Origin of the sequence: Flavobacterium taihuense (genome assembly GCF_019351435.1) — a bacterium.
In the GTDB taxonomy this organism is placed as follows: domain Bacteria; phylum Bacteroidota; class Bacteroidia; order Flavobacteriales; family Flavobacteriaceae; genus Flavobacterium; species Flavobacterium taihuense.
The window spans coordinates 51,394-70,267 of the sequence record NZ_JAHWYN010000004.1 but is presented as its reverse complement, the minus strand read 5'-3'; the positions used below and the strand labels follow the sequence as shown (position 1 = coordinate 70,267).

The 18,874-nt window shown below is 32.1% G+C and carries 15 protein-coding genes; 9 read left to right on the top strand and 6 right to left on the bottom strand.

Going from position 1 to position 18,874, the window contains the following annotated elements; all coding sequences use genetic code 11:
- Nucleotide 1 precedes the first annotated feature (1 nt).
- The 3 genes from gldI to bamJ are packed head-to-tail and all read left to right on the top strand — an operon-like array spanning nt 2 to nt 2,895.
- Complete coding sequence (gldI, locus tag KZH69_RS05655; RefSeq protein WP_219316477.1) at nt 2-658, top strand: gliding motility-associated peptidyl-prolyl isomerase GldI; 657 nt, start codon at nt 2-4, stop codon at nt 656-658.
- Between the two features lie 12 nt (nt 659-670).
- On the top strand, nt 671-1,795 hold the full coding sequence (locus KZH69_RS05650) for a peptidylprolyl isomerase (protein ID WP_219316476.1): 1,125 nt from the start codon (nt 671-673) through the stop codon (nt 1,793-1,795).
- Nucleotides 1,796-1,827: 32 nt separating this feature from the next.
- The gene (bamJ, locus tag KZH69_RS05645; RefSeq protein WP_219316475.1) at nt 1,828-2,895 is read left to right on the top strand and encodes a BamJ family beta-barrel-assembly machinery protein; all 1,068 of its coding nucleotides are present in this window, start codon (nt 1,828-1,830) and stop codon (nt 2,893-2,895) included.
- A gap of 78 nt (nt 2,896-2,973) precedes the next feature.
- Here bamJ and KZH69_RS05640 read toward each other — a convergent pair whose 3' ends face one another.
- The gene (locus KZH69_RS05640) at nt 2,974-3,411 is read right to left on the bottom strand and encodes a hypothetical protein (protein WP_219316474.1); all 438 of its coding nucleotides are present in this window, start codon (nt 3,409-3,411) and stop codon (nt 2,974-2,976) included.
- Between the two features lie 517 nt (nt 3,412-3,928).
- Here KZH69_RS05640 and KZH69_RS05635 point away from each other — a divergent pair.
- From KZH69_RS05635 to KZH69_RS05615, 5 genes are all read left to right on the top strand, one after another.
- Entirely contained in the window at nt 3,929-6,637 is a 2,709-nt protein-coding gene (locus tag KZH69_RS05635) for a tetratricopeptide repeat-containing sensor histidine kinase (RefSeq protein ID WP_219316473.1), read from the top strand.
- A 19-nt stretch (nt 6,638-6,656) separates the two neighbouring features.
- The gene (locus tag KZH69_RS05630) at nt 6,657-6,896 is read left to right on the top strand and encodes a hypothetical protein (RefSeq protein WP_219316472.1); all 240 of its coding nucleotides are present in this window, start codon (nt 6,657-6,659) and stop codon (nt 6,894-6,896) included.
- Nucleotides 6,850-8,565 (top strand): tetratricopeptide repeat-containing sensor histidine kinase, encoded by a 1,716-nt coding sequence (locus tag KZH69_RS05625; RefSeq protein ID WP_219316471.1) that lies wholly within the window; start codon nt 6,850-6,852, stop codon nt 8,563-8,565. Before KZH69_RS05630 ends, KZH69_RS05625 begins: the two co-directional genes overlap by 47 nt.
- Nucleotides 8,566-8,597: 32 nt before the next feature.
- Nucleotides 8,598-10,523 (top strand): tetratricopeptide repeat-containing sensor histidine kinase, encoded by a 1,926-nt coding sequence (locus KZH69_RS05620; RefSeq protein WP_219316470.1) that lies wholly within the window; start codon nt 8,598-8,600, stop codon nt 10,521-10,523.
- A gap of 220 nt (nt 10,524-10,743) precedes the next feature.
- Nucleotides 10,744-10,914, top strand: coding sequence for a hypothetical protein (locus KZH69_RS05615; RefSeq protein WP_219316469.1), 171 nt, complete (start codon nt 10,744-10,746; stop codon nt 10,912-10,914).
- 118 nt (nt 10,915-11,032) lie between these two features.
- On the opposite strand, the gene KZH69_RS05610 is transcribed toward KZH69_RS05615, so the two are convergent.
- The 5 genes from KZH69_RS05610 to KZH69_RS05590 form a co-directional block, all read right to left on the bottom strand.
- Nucleotides 11,033-11,632: a GNAT family N-acetyltransferase gene (locus tag KZH69_RS05610; protein WP_219316468.1), complete on the bottom strand. Its 600-nt coding sequence runs from the start codon at nt 11,630-11,632 to the stop codon at nt 11,033-11,035.
- Nucleotides 11,633-11,855: 223 nt separating this feature from the next.
- The gene (locus KZH69_RS05605) at nt 11,856-12,212 is read right to left on the bottom strand and encodes a hypothetical protein (RefSeq protein ID WP_219316467.1); all 357 of its coding nucleotides are present in this window, start codon (nt 12,210-12,212) and stop codon (nt 11,856-11,858) included.
- A gap of 17 nt (nt 12,213-12,229) precedes the next feature.
- Nucleotides 12,230-13,408, bottom strand: coding sequence for an AIR synthase related protein (locus tag KZH69_RS05600; protein WP_219316466.1), 1,179 nt, complete (start codon nt 13,406-13,408; stop codon nt 12,230-12,232).
- Nucleotides 13,409-13,555: 147 nt separating this feature from the next.
- Nucleotides 13,556-14,440 carry an OmpA family protein gene (locus tag KZH69_RS05595; protein WP_219316465.1) on the bottom strand — a complete coding sequence of 295 codons (885 nt, stop codon included), beginning with the start codon at nt 14,438-14,440 and terminating at the stop codon, nt 13,556-13,558.
- Between the two features lie 78 nt (nt 14,441-14,518).
- Nucleotides 14,519-15,643 carry an SDR family oxidoreductase gene (locus KZH69_RS05590; RefSeq protein ID WP_219316464.1) on the bottom strand — a complete coding sequence of 375 codons (1,125 nt, stop codon included), beginning with the start codon at nt 15,641-15,643 and terminating at the stop codon, nt 14,519-14,521.
- A gap of 1,151 nt (nt 15,644-16,794) precedes the next feature.
- Here KZH69_RS05590 and KZH69_RS05585 point away from each other — a divergent pair.
- Nucleotides 16,795-18,874, top strand: a 2,080-nt coding sequence (locus KZH69_RS05585) for an immunoglobulin domain-containing protein (protein WP_500796431.1), incomplete at its 3' end; no start/stop codon positions are given.

The following is an 18,874-nucleotide window of genomic DNA, read 5'->3' as shown; positions in this document are numbered from 1 at the left end:
CATGAACTATTTCAAAGTATTACTAATTGTATTATTTGCTACTGCGTTATTCACAGGTTGCAAACAACACCAGGAAGCCAGAAAACCAATTTCACAATCATCTGGAAGCTTCATGAAACAATCAATAGCCCGAAATAAAAAAATGATCGCTGGAGAAGAAGACCAAATCGAAGCTGTGATAAAAAGCGATCCTACCAAAAAATACATAGCCTCCAAAAAAGGCTATTGGTATTATTATGAAACCAGAAATCTAACCGATAGTCTAACTCCCAAAAAAGGAGATATTGCTTTTTTTGATTATGAAATAAAAGATTTAAAAGGCAATATTATTTATTCTCAAGAAGAATTAGAACCTCAAATCTATAAGGTAGATAAACAGGAAATTATGATGGGATTGAGAGATGGAATAAAATTAATGCGCAAAACAGAGAAAGTACACTTTCTTTTTACCTCACACATGGGATATGGTTACCATGGTGATAACAATAAAATAGGAACGAATCAACCTTTATTTTGTACCGTAACACTGCGCGATTTTATGCCTGAATCAAAGTATAATTCGCAAATCCAACCCAATGTTGTTGCAAAAGCCATCACGCCAACACCAATAAAACCTATAAAACCAAAATCAACTATAAAAGATACGTTAACAAACTAAAAGAAAAGCAGAATGAAAAAAAACATTTTATTTGCACTACTAGTAATTACAAGTTTAATTTCCTGTAACAAAGAACACAACAATTTACCCGATGGTTTATATGCCGAAATAGAAACAAACAAAGGAAGTATCTTATTAGAATTAGATTATAAAAAAGCCCCAGTAACTGTTGCTAACTTCATAACATTGGCAGAAGGCGAAAATGAATTTATCGTCAATGACACTTTGAAAGGGAAACCGTTTTATAACGGATTGAAATTTCATAGAGTTATCAAAGATTTTATGATTCAAACTGGTGATCCATTAGGAACAGGATCTGGAGATACTGGATACAAATTCAAAGACGAATTTTCTGATTTAAAATTTGACAAAGGAGGCATTTTGGCCATGGCCAATAATGGACCTGGAACCAATAGCAGCCAATTTTTTATCACACATCTAGAAACACCATGGCTTGATGGAAAACACACCATTTTTGGCCATGTAGTGAATTACAATCTTGAAGTAGTAAATAAAATAGAACAAGATGATTTTATAAAAAGTGTATCTATCATTAGAAATGGTGAAGAAGCTAAGAAATTTGATGCAAAAAAAACTTTTTATGACTATTTCAAAATAGAATCTGAAAGTCAAAAACAAAAAGTAGCCGCTGAAGCAGCAGCCAAAAAAGAATATGAAGCCAAATACAAAGCGGTTTGTGAACAAAAAGCAACTTCTTTTGTAGCCTTAAAAAACAAATCTGCAAAAACAGCAACTGGACTTCAATATGTAATTACAAAAAAAGGAAGTGGCAAAAAACCAGCTATGGGTTCTACCATATACATTCATTATGCCGGATTTTTAGAAAATGGAACTTTGTTTGATTCAAGTCTTGAAGATGTATCTAAAACTTTTGGAAAGTTTGATCCAGCAAGAGCTGCAGCAAAACAATATATTCCAATACCTTTTCAAGCCGGGAGAAAAGACGGTTTGATTCCTGGTTTTATTGAAGGAATAGAAAAAATGAGTTTTGGAGACAAAGCTGTACTCTTTATTCCCTCACATCTTGCTTATGGAGAAGCTGGAGCAGGAGATGTAATCCCGCCAAATACCAATATCATTTTTGAGATTGAGTTAATGGAAAAAATGCCAAACTAATTCAAAACTAATTGACACTTAAATTTTATAAAATGAAATCTAAAATCGCATTATTACTCTTTTTAGGGTTGTTTAATTTACACGCACAAAATACAAAAAAGGCGGTTACAACTAAAAAAACTACATCAACTGTAAAAGCTCCTGTTGCTGCCGAGGGCATTTTTGCCACTATAGCAACCAACAAAGGAAATATAACCGTTGAATTGTTTTATAAAAAAACGCCCATTACAGTCGCTAATTTCATATCGTTGGTCGAAGGCAAAAATCAATTTGTAACCTCCGAAAAACTAAAAGGAAAACCATTTTTTGATGGTTTAAAATTCCATAGAGTCATCAAAGACTTCATGATTCAAGGTGGTGATCCGGATGGCAATGGATCAGGAGGCCCTGGTTATGCATTCAAAGATGAATTTACTGATTCAAAATTTGACAAAGCTGGAGTATTGGCTATGGCCAATTCTGGACCTGCGACCAATGGAAGTCAATTTTTTATTACTCATAAAGATACGCCTTGGCTAAACGGAAAACATACCATTTATGGCCAAGTAACACAAGGCATGTCAGTTGTAAATGCCATTGCGCAAGATGATGTCATTACAAAAATTACTATCACTAGAAAAGGAGATCAAGCCAAGAAATTTGACGCCGCTAAAGTCTTTACCGGCTATTATGGAAATAAAGCTGTTGAAGAAAAATTAAAAGCTGAGAAAGAAGAGAATGAAAGAGCTGCTGCAAATGCAATTGCTCTAAAAGAATTTGCTAATGGTCAAACAACCGTAAGCGGATTAAAATACATTGTCTTAAAAGAAGGCACAGGTGTGATGCCAACGGTAACAAGTAATGTTAAAGTACACTATACAGGATCTTTTGTTAATGGTAAAGTTTTTGACAGCAGTGTTCAACGTGGAGATCCAATTGATTTTAATTTAAATCAAGTAATTAAAGGCTGGACAGAAGGGCTTCAATTGATGAAGGAAGGTGCGAAATACAAATTTTACATCCCTTATACTTTAGCGTATGGCGAAAGAGGTTATCCAGGTGCTATTCCTCCGAAAAGTGATTTAATCTTTGAAGTGGAATTGATAAAAATAAATCAATAAAACCTAAAAATTACGCAAAAAAATAAACCCGACAATTTTTTTAAAATCTGTCGGGTTTTTTACACAAAACAATCGGCATTATTTTTTAAACTTCCAGTCAAATTCGTCTTTGTCATTGATTATTGCTCCAATTTCGAATTTAACGACCTCTTCAAATTCGGTTTGAAGAATAATCCAATTCTCTTCATTAAAGTAGTTTTCGAAAGTATCAAATTCTTCCTGCGTAAATTTGGTTATCCCTTTTTGCGCCAAATCTTTTTTGACATCCGTTATTTTTCTATTGATTATTTTATACCCAAACAACTCCAAATTTGGACTTGAAGCTACTAAATATCCCAATTTTAATTCTTCTTCCTGGTAAAAAGTCAAGCGAATTTTAAGTTCATTATAAACAAAAATCACGTTATCATCTTCGTCTTTGTAATTTTTATTGGGTTTACCGTAAATAGCAATAACATCATTTTGTTTCATTCCGAAAATGAGTTTATCAATTCCGTTTTTAGGGTTTATTTTCATTGTTGTTTGTTTTAATTTATTTCCTCCTTACAGCTCGCAAAGATATTGTTTTTTTAAGGGAACTGTATTTTTTGAAGACAAAACCAATTCATCCCTTTATTTAAAACAAACAAATCCTGACTAAAAATTACTAAATCGCAACTCTATAGTTATACTATTAAAACCGAAAATTTGCTCTACTAAAAAAATTACTGTCAAAAAGAGACTTTAAATATTTTCACCTGTGATCCATTTAATTAGCATAATCTAAATTCTTTGCAAATCAAATTAAAACAAAGTATCAAATTGAATGTTTTTCTAAGATGATTTAAAAAAATAAACCTTATTTCTTATAAAATAAATTTCAAAAAAAAATAAATAGCGATATTACTACATAATAAATAAAAAAATGATTTTCATCGATAAAAAAAGCAATAAAATCGATATATTTATTTATTTTGGTGCGATTATTGAATCACATCAGTAAATCATTATTTAAATTTAAAAAAAGATTTAAATAACAATATAGCAAACAGATATGAATACTTTTTATAAAATAAATAAATGGTTAATTGGTTTACTAATAGCAGGAAACCTAATTTACGGCCAGAACCAAAATTCACAATCTATAGCCATTTTAAAAATCGAACTTCAGAAAACGACCATTGATACGACCAAAATCAAAATACTTAACGAAATTTCAGCAATTTATAAATATTCTAATGCTCCAGAAGGGATAAGCTACGGGAAAAATGCATTAGCGTTAGCCGAAAAAATACATTGGAAAAAAGGGATTGCTACAGCAAATAAGAACCTAGGTATTTGCAACCTAACTCAATCCTATTATACAGAATCCTTAAGCCATTTTCAGAAAGCCTTGCAACTATATAAAGAACTACAGAACCAATCAGCGATTTCGGGAACACTCAAAGATATGGGACTCGTCTATTTGGCACAAAAAAAATATCCAGAAGCTCTTTCGTACTTCAATAAAGCATTAAAAATAAATCAACTTAGCGACAATAAACGCTTAATGGTATACAACTACAATGATATTGCTGATGTATATTTCAAACAAAATAACAATTCAAAAGCGCTTTACCATTACAGCCAATCTATTACAATAAATGAAAACTTAAAGGATAATAATGGCCTTGCCTATTGCTTCAGTCGTATTGGCGAAATTTATTCAACTAAAAAAGAATACTCAAAAGCCCTAAGTTATTTATCAAAAGCTTTAGAGAAATACGATAAAAATCAAATTGAAAACATTGACAACACACTCAGGCAATTGAGCAATGTATATCTTTTGATGTCACAGGCAGATGCAAAAAACAAAAAAAAATATGTTGCCCTTTCAATAAAAACATTAGAACGAATATCATCCAAACAAGAACAATATTCACAATCAGTAGATTCATTAAAGGAATTACTAAAAAAATCTACCGTCGACACAACCAAAATCAATATTCTAAATAGAATTGCCAGCAGCTACTTTTATACCAACCCTAAAGAGGGAATTCCATACGGAGAAGCGGCACTTCGATTAGCCATAAAAATTCATTGGAAAAAAGGAATTGCGTTGGCAAATGATCATCTTGGAGTATGCCAATGGGTACTAACAGACTACCCAAAAGCCATTAACTATTTTTACAAATCATTATCCAGTTATGAAGATTTAAAAGACCAAAATGGTATTTCTGGAGCTTATAATAATTTAGGATTAGTTAATGTTGAAATAAAAAAATACAATCAAGCTTTTGCATATTTCAATAAAGCTTACGCTATTAACAAAAAAACAAACAATAAAATTTTAATGGTTTACAACCTAAATAATATTGCTGTAGCTTATTCCGATAAAAAAAATTACGCTAAAGCTCTTGAATATTACAATAAATCAAAAGACTTAAACTTTTCCATGTATGATTCAAATGGTTTAGGATACTGCTACTCCAAAATTGGAAAAATTTATTCCGATCTAAAAGAATATTCAAAGAGTATTTACTACTTCAAAAAAGCATTAAACAACTACGATAAAGGCCAAACTTATAACATTGGAAATACCTACATTGAAATGGGAATTTCATATCAAAAAATGGCTTTAGAAAATTCAAATAAGAAACAATTATTAGCTGAGTCCTTTAAATACTTAAATAAGGCTCTCCATCTATTTTCAGAAATAGGCATGTTTGACCGATTAAGTAAATGCTATTTTGAACTTTACAAAACTAAAAAGGAACAAGGTAATTTCAACGAGGCTTTAAATTATTTTGAAAAACACAATACTATTAAAGATTCATTATTTTCAAATGAAAGCCAAAACAAACTAGCCAATTTGCAATCCAAACGAGAAATCGATTTAAGAGACAAACAAATTGAAATTCAAAAACTTAAAATAAATAGTAATTCCAGAAAAGTATATTTGTTAGTTACCATGACCATTTCAATTGCTTTGCTCTTTGTGTTATTTTTCTGGTTGTATGTTTCCAAAAGAAGTACAAATCAATTGTTATTGGACAAAAACGAAGAAATACAAAATATCAATAAACAAAAAGACAAATTCTTCTCGATCATTGCTCATGATTTGCGAGGTCCCTTTAATGGCTTTTTGGGATTGACAGAATTACTAGCCGAAGATATCGATGACATGGACAAAGAAGAAATTCAGTTTGCGGCCATCAATATGAGACGATCAGCACACAATCTGAATAATTTATTGGAAAACCTATTAGAATGGTCTAGAATGGAACAGGGTTTAATTACTTTTTTGCTACAAGAAAACAAACTACTCACTGTAGCCTCGGAATGTGTTAGCATGTTACAAGACGCTGCCAACAAAAAAGAAATCAAAATAAACACCACAATACCAGAGGACACAAAAGTTTATGCAGACAACAATATCCTTCATGCAGTAATTCGAAATATTTTGTCAAACGCTATTAAGTTTACTCCAACAAAAGGAACTATAAACATTGAAGGAAAAGAAAATGATGCCAATACCACCATTTCCATATCCGATACTGGAATAGGAATGAATGCCAAAATACTCAAAAACATATTTCAACTTGATGTCAAATCGAATAGAATTGGAACCGATGGCGAGCCTAGTACTGGATTGGGCTTAATTCTTTGCAAAGAATTTGTAGAAAAACATGGTGGTAAAATTTGGGTAGAAAGTGAAGAAGGGGAAGGATCTACATTTCATATTAGCTTCCCCAAAAAAAACAATACAGTCAATCTCATTTAGGCATTCAAAAATAAACAAAATGAAAAAAGTTATATTTTTAATGAGTTTTCTTCTTGTAATTGTAAGTTGCTTTTCTCAAAAAAGCCAACTAAAAGAAATTGACTCTTTAAAAGTACTTTTAAATAAAACAACAGTAGATACCACAAAAATAGATCTATTGAATCGCTTATCTACCGCTTACTATTATATTGACTCAAAAAAAAGTTTACAATATGCCAAATCAATCTACAGCCTTTCAAAAAAAAATAAACTACACTAAAGGAATAGCTCTTTCGTACAATAATTTTGGCGTCTATTATAAACTAAAATCTGATTTCCCAAAAGCATTAAAATACAATTATAAATCGCTTCACATATATGAAAGCCTTTACGACAAAAGTGGTATTGCAAAAACAAATAATGGTCTTGGAACAATCTATGTTGAATTTAAAAATTACAAATTAGCATTATCTTGTTATAACAAAGCACTAAAATCCAGTCAAGAAATAAACGACAAAAAATCAATTGCTACTTACTTAAACAATATTGGAGATGTCTATTTGAGAGCGAAAGTATTCGCAAAAGCTTTATACTACTTCGATAAGGCCATTAAAATGAATGTGTTTGAAAAAAACAGTTACGAAGCTGGACTAAACTACACCAATATTGGCATTACTTTAAACCGCCTTAAAGAGTATAAAAAATCTATAAAATTTTGTACCAAATCCGCTTTAATTTATAATAATGACTCAAGTATATTCAATGCTTATAATAAATTGGAGCTAGGCATATCCCATTATTATCTTGCAATTGCAGAACAAAATAAAATAAAAAAAAATCAACTTTTACAGCAATCCTTAGACTATACTAATGAGGCTTTAAAAATCTTTGAAAGGGAAGAATCTCTAATCGACATAAGAGATACCTATTCTTATTTATCTAAGATTTATAAAGCTTATGAAAAAACAGAACAAGCACTTGCGTTTTTTGAAAAAAGTTCAAATCTTAACGATTCTATTTTTTCAAATGAAAACAAAATACAAATAGAATTTCTAAAATCGCAAAGAGAAATCGAACTCAGAAATAAAAAAATAGAGATACAAAATCTTAAAATAAAAAGTGATTCTGCAAAAGTTTACTTATTATACACCATAATTTCAACAGTAATAATCTTGCTCAGTTTATTTCTGTGGTTGTATTTATCCAAAAGAAAAATAAATTTAAAATTAAAGAAAAAAAACAAAATCATATCCAACATCAATAAACAAAAAGACAAATTTTTCTCAATCATAGCCCATGATTTACGAGGCCCATTCAATGGTTTTCTGGGATTGACTGAACTATTAGCCGAAGACATAGATGACATGGACAAGGAAGAAATCCAGTTTGCCGCTATAAACATGAGAAATTCAGCCAAAAACTTGAACCTACTGCTAGAAAATTTATTAGAATGGTCTAGAATGGAACAGGGTTTAATTCCATTTTCACCACAAAAAATAAATTTAACCGAAGCGGTAAAACAATGTACTGCAACCTTACAAGATGCTGCAAACAAAAAAAACATCCTAATTGAAACTAATATAGATAAAAATATTTCGGTTTTTGCAGATTACCACATTTTACAATCTGTCATTCGAAATATTTTATCTAATGCTCTAAAATTCACCCCAAAAAATGGAACAGTAAAAATACAAGCTCGAGAAAACCAAAAAAATACTGTCATTTCAATTATCGATTCGGGAGTAGGAATGGATACCAAAATGGTCAAAAACATATTCCAACTTGATGCAAAAAACAATCGAATTGGAACCGATGGTGAGCCAAGTACTGGATTGGGACTGATATTATGTAAAGAATTTGTAGTAAAACACGGAGGCAAAATCTGGCTAGAAAGTGAAGTAAATAAAGGCTCCATATTTTATTTTAATTTTCCTCATGCTATTACATAATTAAGTGTATTTTTGAAAAAAATACCACCTGAATGATTCAAAAAATTACTCTACTTATCTTTTTTGTTTTAATACTTTCTTTTACTCCAATTTCAGCACAAAATGCTGCCTACAAAACTATTGATTCATTAAAACTAGAATTGAGAAACTCAAAAAACGATTCTGATAAAGCTCTTTTATTAACAAAACTTTCTTCTTATTCCGAATATATAGGTCCTGATGAAGCCATCAATTATGCCAAAAAAGGACTTTATTATGCTCAAAAAACAAAAAATGAAAAACTGATTGGAGATGCCTATGGAAATTTAGGCACAGCGTATGAAATAAAATCAGACTATGCCCATGCTTTGAAAAATTTATATAAAGCACTAACAATTTTTGAAAACCTGAATGACAAAACAAAATTAATTAGCATATTCAACAACCTCGGATTAATTTACATTGACCTTAAAAACTATCCGGAAGGACTGATTTTTTATAATAAAGCATTACGATTAAGTTATCAGTCAAAAAAAGAAAGAAATGTTTCTTTGCTTTTAAACAATATTGGTGATGTCTATCTGCAAAAAAAGGAATATAAAAATGCGCTAAACTATTTTTACAAAGCACTAATAATAAACAAAAAGCTTGAAGATATTGAAGGAATAGGGTTAAATCTTTCTAATATAGGCATCTGTAATATAAACCTAAAAAATTACGAAAAAGGGATTGAAATGTTAAACAAATCAATCGCTACTTATGATGACGTTTCAAGTTTGTTCAATACATATAACATTTATGATCTAGGGAGAGCCCATTACTTGATGTCACAAGATGACAAATACAAGAATGACAAAAATACACATATTGAGAAATCCATTCGTTTACTTGAAAATGCTTTACAAAACTTCAAAAAATACAACTCCTTAAAAGACATACAGGAAACTTATTTTTATCTGTCCAAAGTAAATAAAGTCAAAGGTAATTTTGCTGTAGCATTAGACTGTTTTGAAAAATATTCCGAGATCAAAGATTCTATCTTTTCTAAAGAAAGTAAAAAAAAGTTAGCTAATGTTAAGTTCCAAAGAGAAATAGACTTAAGGGATAAACAAATAGAAATTCAAACCCTTAGAATAAATAGTGAAACCCGTAAAGTCTATTTATTAATTACAATATCTATTTCCGTTGCCGCTTTACTGGGACTTTTTCTTTTTTTATACGTATCCAAAAGGAAAAACAACCAACTCCTTAAAGAAAAAAACATATTAATTTCTAATATTAACGCTCAAAAAGATAAATTTTATTCTATTATAGCACATGATTTGAGAGGCCCTTTCAACGGCTTTTTGGGACTAACCGAGTTAATGGCCGAAGATATCGATCTTATGTCAAAAGATGAAATAAAATTTGCGGCTATTAACATGAAAAGTTCTGCCCAAAATCTTTTTAATCTTTTGGAAAATTTATTGGAATGGTCCCGCATGGAGCAAAATCTAATTCCATTTGATCCACAAGAATATCCATTAAAACAATTTGTTCTGGACAGTATTATAACATTAAACAACAACGCTGATAAAAAAGGAATAAATATTAGCACTAACATACCAAATTCCATAGAGATATTTGCAGACAAAAACATGTTACAGGCGATCATTCGTAATGTCGTTTTAAACGCAATAAAGTTCACCCAAAAAAATGGAGCTGTTACTATTCAAGGAAAGCAGGAGGGTAAAAATACAATTATAACTGTTTCCGATAATGGTATTGGCATGAGCCCTAAAACGATTCAAAACTTATTCAACCTGGATGGACAAAACAATCGAATTGGAACTGACGACGAGCCTAGTACAGGGTTGGGTTTAATTTTATGTAGAGAATTCATAGACAAACACAAGGGTAAAATTTGGGTTGAAAGCGAAGAAGGAAAAGGAACTACTTTTTACATCAGTTTCCCAAATAGGGATTCTAACCTAATTTAATTCATACTAATTTTTTTTGCTTTTTAATCAGAACTAATACGAAACAAAAGTCTTATCTAAAAAGACTATTGCTATTCTAACCCTTGCTACGATTATATCTTCATGTGCTTTAAAAACAGATGCTCCACCTGCAAATATAAATGGCGTATGCTCAGATGAAAACTCCAGCAATTTTAAAAATTGCTCTGTGATAATTGCGCAAGATTGTAATAAAATCATCATGAATCATTACCTTGAATTTAAAGGCACCAAAATGGTCAAATATAATATTGGAGAAATAAAACACACGTCTGCTACCCATGATGTTATTGTTATCAAAGCAATAAATACCAGGATAGAAACCAAAGAAAAACATTTTCTAACCTTAAATAAACAAGAAGATACTTTATGAGGTACTTATAAAGATGAACAAGGCAAAAATAAACCAATTGTATTCTCTAAAATAAAATACAATTTTAAAACACATAAGCATTACAAATTTTATCAACTAGCGACTGTAATAAAATCGATTATAATCTTGATTTCAAATTTTCTTTGACCTCATCAAACCATTCGTATTTAAGAATACTCAATATAATACTGTCTCTACGAACATCGCTGCCTAATGTTGGCATATGGCTACGCATAACACCTTCTACTTTACAACCTATACTTTTCATGGCTGCAATACTTCGTTGATTGTTATTATCGGCACGAAATTCTACGCGCTCCATTCCCAATGTTTCAAATGCAAATTGTAGTAAAAGGTATTTGCAGTGTTTATTGAGGCCAGTACCTCTAAAATCTTTACCATACCACGTGTACCCCAATTGCAGGGTTTTGAAGCCCATATTGATATCATAAAAACGAGTACTTCCAGCGTATTTTCCCGATTTTTTATCCAAAACAATAAAAGGGAATTCGGTTTGATCTTCTTTATTTTTTAGAGCAATTTGAATATAGTTTTCCAGATTTTCTTTTCCATTGGCGCGAACTAAAGAGTATTCCCAGGTTTCGGGTTCATGGAGTGAAATATCCAATAGATTATTAACATCAGTTGCTTGAAGAGCACGAAGCAAAACCATTTCGTCTTCGAGTATAACATCTTGGGGAAATTGAGAAGTTGGCATTATCTTTTTTTTTTTTTGCTAATGTATAAAAAAAAGACAAATTACAGCCTTTTTACAAATACCCACTGATGTCATAGCCCAGATAAAATGAAAAGCCCACAGTATAAAAAACTATTTTTTCTTGTTATAAAAGAGCGACCAAGGAAGCTCCTTTTATGACTTAGAAAAAATGGTATTTTATGCGCGGACTTGTAATGGATAGCTGGATGAAGCTCCTGGAATATTACTCGGTCATTTCATCATAACGCTCTGGAACTTGAGGATCGTAGAGCGGACATTTGAATTCGGCCATGGTATCTACAAGTAAATTCATAGTTTTACCCTCTGTACCGTAACAATCTATTTTAACACTTTGCGGAGTTGTTTTTACATGAAAAGCTCCTTTGCCATTTGGATTTTTCCAACTGTTTTCATCTACTTTTTCCCAAGTTGAAAACACGGAATTAATTCTATTCATAATAACAGTAATAGGTAGCTCTTCAAGACCTTCAACTTCTTGCTGGTCGTCAATAGCTTCGTACACCTCATGATGATTCAAATAAACTTCGTCCAAGTATTTCCAAAATAGCAATTCGTACATAGTATTGTTTTATTATATTAATACTCGAAAGTACCGTACTCACTAGTAATTGTTAATTTTTTGGAATCAGAATCTTCTACTCTACCCACGATTTGGGCATCGACATTGAATGCTTTTGAGATACTGATAATATCTTGTGCAATGTTTTCCGGTACATATATTTCCATTCTATGTCCACAGTTGAATACTTGATACATTTCTTTCCAATCCGTTTTGGATTGTTCTTGTATCAATTGAAATAAAGGCGGAACTGGAAATAAATTATCTTTTATAATGTGAAGATTTTGTACAAAATGCAAAATTTTGGTTTGTGCACCTCCACTACAGTGTACCATTCCGTGAACTTCCTTCGATGTATATTTGTCTAAAATTTTCTTGATTATAGGCGCATAAGTTCTTGTTGGAGAAAGCACTAACTGACCCGCATCTATTGGTGAATTTTCAACAGCATCAGTCAATTTTACTTGACCGGAATAAATCAATTCACTAGGAACAGCCGCATCAAAACTTTCTGGATATTTGTTGGCCAAATAGTTGCCGAATACATCATGTCGAGCAGAGGTTAGTCCGTTGCTTCCCATTCCTCCGTTATAGCCTTTTTCGTAAGTAGCCTGACCAAAAGAGGCCAACCCAACGATAACATCACCTGCTTTTATATTCGCATTATCAATTACTTTGGAGCGTTTCATTCTAGCCGTTACGGTAGAATCTACAATAATGGTTCTCACCAAGTCACCAACATCGGCAGTTTCTCCACCTGTGGAATGAATAGTTACTCCAAAAGAATCCAATTCTTTTATGAGTTCTTCGGTACCGTTAATAATAGCAGATAAAACTTCGCCTGGAATTACATTTTTATTTCTTCCAATAGTAGAAGAAAGCAAAATATTATCGGTGGCACCTACGCACAATAAATCGTCAATGTTCATGATTAAAGCATCTTGAGCAATGCCTTTCCAAACCGAAATATCTCCTGTCTCTTTCCAGTACATATAGGCCAAAGAAGATTTTGTCCCAGCACCATCTGCATGCATAATCAAGCAATAGTCTTCGTCCTGAGTTAAATAATCAGGAACAATTTTACAAAATGCTTGAGGAAATAAACCTTTGTCAATATTTTTAATGGCGTTATGCACATCTTCTTTGGATGCCGAAACACCGCGTTGTGCATATCTTTTTGAAGTATCTGAACTCATTTTTTTAGTTGTGTGTATGTTGGGCAAAGATAATTTTAATGTAACAATTATACAATTATATAAGGAATCAATTTTAATGGCAATTATAATGGCAAATTTCTGAAATCTGAAATCTGAAATCTTAATTCTGAAATCTGAAATTCTCTTCTAATTAGCTACAATTTCAATTTCTACTCGACGATTTGCTTCGCGTTCTGCTTCTGTTTTTTCGGGTAAAGGATACAATGGTTTTGTACTTCCATAACCAACAAAGGTCATTCTGCTTTTCTCAATACCATTATATTCTAAAAATTTACAAATGGCTTTAGCTCTTTGCGTACTTAAATCCCTAACATCTTTTTGCACACAGCAAATATGTCCTTGAATTTGTATTTTTAAATTTGGACAACTTTTCATTACAGCCAACAGTTCAAACATAACCGATCTGGATTGAGGCATAATCGCAAAAGTGTCTACAAAAAAATTCATGCTTTCCAGTTTAATCTTTTCCCCTACATTAGCAACACTAACTTTTTTCATAAAAACAGTGTCTACTTTAATGTTTGCTGTAGAACCGTCTGGGTTTTCATAAATATAAATATCCGAAAATTTTATGTTTGGTTTTTTCTTTTCTACTACCACTGCTTTCCTAAAGCCAATTATTTTTTCTTCATTCACAAAATCTTTTGGCAGAATATAATAAAGCGTAACTTTTCTGTTTTCTGCCTTAATAGCAGACGATGTATGCAGCTCTCCGAAATTTCTAGTCTTGAAATCTTCTCTAATTTTTACTTTGTTTTTAATGGCATTAAATACATAATCGATTCTTTTTTTGGCTAAAGTATCATTATATCCTACTGAACCTTCTTCATCACAAAAACCATAAGCACCAACAACTTTAACTTCCTTGTTCGCTACCAGCCATTGGTTCAATTTCAATAATTCGTTTTTTTGCAAAACAAACTTATCACTATCAAAAAAAAATGAAATTTGTTCTTGAGCGAAGACACAGGAAACCGTAAAACTAAATAGCAACGTGATTAAAAACTTCATAATTTGGGGATTTATTCCTCAAATTTACAATAAAACTTATTGGATTGTCCAGCAACTTGAATTAATTAAGAAACTAAATTACACTTCAACGTCTTTAAATTTATGCAATTTGGCATACCGGATCAATTGAGTAAATGTTTCGTCATCCAGTACCGGGATTTCTAGAATAGAATTCAATAAAGAGGTGTTATATTGTTTGGCACTAGAAACAAGGTAAGGTTTGAGGTGCTTCCCTATACTCTCATAATATAATTTTTCGGTAGTGTTTTGATATTCAAAATCGGGTGTGTCTTCTATAATAGTGTAATTGTTATATCCAACTTCTTTCATAATCAACTCTAAGCCTTTCACGAGGTTTAGACTTTTATGACTCACTATATTGAGCTGCTGTATATCGTCTCTTCTAAACACAGAAACAATCACTTTGGCCACATAATCGACCGGAATGATATTGAGCCCCGTTTTTTTGTTGATTGCAAAGCGGACATTTTCCTGTTCCGTTTTTCTTTGGGCCGCAAAATAAAAAAATTTGGCCAATAGATAGAAAACCATGTATTTCGAGATAAAATATTTATTTTCATCACTTAACATTTTCCCACAAATAACACTTGGACGCAAAATCTGATAAGGCAATCCTAAAGTTTTACATCGTTGTGCAACAAATTTTTCTGAATGAAATTTTGCGTTTTCATATGCGTTTCGATGTTTGGGAACAAAACCGAGATTATGAAAATCATTATCAACAATTCCTGAACGCTCACCAGAAGAAAAGGCAGTTCCGATATAAATGAATTTTTTGATAAAATGATGAAAATTATTTAAAATGAATTTGGTAATCTTCGTATTCTCTTCAAATATTTTATCGCGATGTTCCTCATCTGTTGATAAATTGACATATCCAGCCGAATGAATAAAATAAGCTCCATCTATTTTATTTGAAAAGCTTTCTTTAACCGAGTCTAAATCGGTATCTACAATTTCTATATATTCGTCGAGCTTTGTAGTTCCTATGTCTTTTAGAAATTGCGGAGCATAAGTACTGGTAAGCAAATTGTTTATTCTATTCAAAGCAGTTCTCTTTTTCTTGCTTCTGGAAATCAAAATAAGTTTGCCATCAATAGATTCTTTGATAAATAATTCGAGGATTTCATACATAATCTGAGAACCCAAAACACCTGTCGCACCTGTTAGTATTATTTTCATCGGAAGTAGTTATTTTAATTGAACAATAAATTCGATTAATTAACGAAATGATAAGAATATAATAAGGGGCCTAATTTTCAAGAAATTGATGATCAATTATTTAAATACATTTCTTATACTTGAAAGTTGAGTAAAGTTAAGGTTTTTTTTTGTGCTATATACCGTTTTTAAACAAACTTCGATTCAAATACACAACCCTTTTGTCGTAAAAACCCTTTATACAAAATATATTTAATCAATACTTTCTGAATTAATTTTGATTTGCGCTTAACTCTTAAATAAAGCAGCTTTTAAGTTAAAATATTGCCGTTTTTAAGGTAAAATACTTTAGATACTGATTAAACCTAAATTATTCTACATTTTTTGGTTTTTGTAAAAATTTATTAACACGTATTTATCTGATTATTAATAAGTTATGTTAATTTTTAATGAATAGTTATTTAGATTTTACATGTAAGCCAATTCGCATTTTGGTCGTATTTTGTCGTTTATATTGATCCTATAGTCGGAGATTTAACGATTTGTAAAGCTTATTTTTTTATTATTAATTAATTTTATACCGTCACTCTTAGAAGTGATTTTGCCCATCCAAAAGGATGAGCATAAGGTAAATAAATGAATTGGTTATTATTCTTTGACAGTTGAATGCATTGATATTATTTTAGTTTGTTTCAAAATAGAAATATTTGAATAAAAAAAGCAAAAAACAATCAAAACAACAAAACTATTTAAGAATAAGATCTTAGACTTCAGTATTTTAATTTGAAGTTTGTCATTTTGCTGCAAGTGCTGTTTTCTCTAAAGACACATTTTCAGTTTTTAATCTATTTTGCATTAATTCATTTTTTTGGAAGCATTTTTTGAAATTAAAATTTTTGATTTTTTAAAACAAATTTTGTTAGAAAAAGAATTTAATTATTGTTCCCCACAATAGAATGTCTTTTTGATGATCGTGTACTTCATAAATGAATTTATGAGGGTTGTGTTTTATTTCCTGATTTAAAAGCTGCATTCCTTAAAAAAGGAGTGCCCTTTTTTAAATTTCACCTAACCAAACTATACTATATGAAACAACATTCTCTGGTTTTTCGAAAACCCAATATCTACTAATCTTTTCTTATTGATACTATGGTCATAAAAACCATACTGATATGAAAAAAATTATTCCTTTTACGATAAAAAGCATGCAACAATATTGTTTCGCTTTTTCCTGTTGCTTCAAAACAGGATTCTCAAAATCTAATTTCACATTTCCTTTAAATCAAGTATTAAAACTTTGGCTAACCAGTTGGCATCAAAAGCTAGCTTTGCCATTAGTCTTTTTGGGCATTCTTATGACTGGTTACACGACCGTTAGCGCTCAAAACATTAAAGGAATTGTTCCTGTGTCTACCCCAGTGAGTGGAGATGCAATTGATGGAGACTTTTGGGCTCATCAGCCTATTGGTACTAATTTTGAAAAAGTTGGGGATTTGTTTGATGATCGATATAATCCAGGCAGTCCTGCTTATGATCCAAACAATGCAACTAATATGCATAACATCAATCATGGATTGATTGATCCTATTTCAGGTAATGTTCTATATAAACCAAGCCCTGTTACAGATCCCCCCACTCCTCAGAGTGTTCCCGTGACTTATCAGATAAAAGATCGCTATATAGATGATCTTACGATATTCACCCTCTCCAATAAAATAAACGATAATCCCAATACCTATTCTTGGGGAGCAGGAACATCTCCTAACAAAAATGAAATTCAAAATTGTGGAGCTCATTTTAGTTATGGTGATCCAGGTATTAAAGGTGGTGTAACAGATGCATCTGGCACCTTTATTAGTCCATCCCCTGCTGGAGGAGTCTCAGGATCAGCAACTGATTTATGGTGTCTATTTGCTGGTGACCGCCAAGTTACTAATGGTAGCAGCTATATTGATTTTGAATTTTTACAAGCTCCCTTAACGATGACTGGGGCCACTTACGGGCCTCCTGACCCTTTTACGGGTGTTGCTCCAATTACTGGAGGTAGTGGTGTATTTCATAGCGCAGCTCCTGATGCAACTGGTGGCCGTACCCCTGGTGACATATTGATCACTATTGAGTTTACCCAAGGTGGTGGTGATGCAACTGTTGTAATACGACAATGGAAACTAGTAGGTTCAGCTTATGAGTATGTAGTTATTCCTAATACTGTTTTTCCTGGATTCATTTTTTGCACCAATAATAATGTAACCACTACAGTTCCATTTGATGCTTATGGAGTAAACCCAGGCGTTTATGCTCCAAATCAATGGGCTGAAGGAGCCATAAATCTTACTCAGGTGTTAACATACCTAAATAACCCCTGCACTTCAATTAGCACATTGTTTATTCGAACAAGATCCTCTGGAAGTTCATCTCAATCTGAATTAAAAGATTTTCCTGGAGCTCCTATTCAGTTGAATTTGAATTTCAGACCAGATGCTCCAAGTACCACAGGAGCTACTGTATGCGGCCCTGGCCCGGTACAAGTAAATCTTTCCGCTAATGGCTGTACTGGAGGAACTCTAAAATGGTATGATGCTGCTACAAATGGTACAAAAGTTAATGAGGGACTCACCTATAGCCCAACTATTTCTACAACTACCAGTTATTGGGTAAGTTGTACCAGTAGTTCAGGCTGTGAAGGTCCAAGAACTCAGGTTACTGCAATAGTAAACACCGTAAATCCTGGTGTCATTGCAGGCAATCAAACATTATGTTCTCCATTTGATCCTGCAGCCTTTACCAACACTACAGCAGGAAGTGCAAGTGATGGTGGAGTAATTTCATATCAATGGCAAATGAGTACAACTGGCTGTGACGGTACTTGGACTGACATCCAAGGGGCTACATCTGCAACTTATGATGCAGGAGTCGTATCCGTAATAACTAATTTCCGTAGAGTCACTACCGCTACACTCAATAATGTTGTGTGTTCTGCAAACAGTAATTGCTTGACAGTAACTCCAAACCCAGTAAGTCCTGGAGTAATCGCTGGAGATCAAATAGGTTGTTCCCCATTTGATGCCGTAGCCTTTACCAACACTACAGCAGGAAGTACTACAGGAGCAGGAGTCATTTCATATCAATGGCAAATGAGTACAACGGGTTGTGATGGTACTTGGGCAAATATCGCAGGTGCTACATCTGCAACTTTCGATCCACCAGCTGTAACTGTAATAACAAATTACCGCAGAGTCGCTACTTCAACAC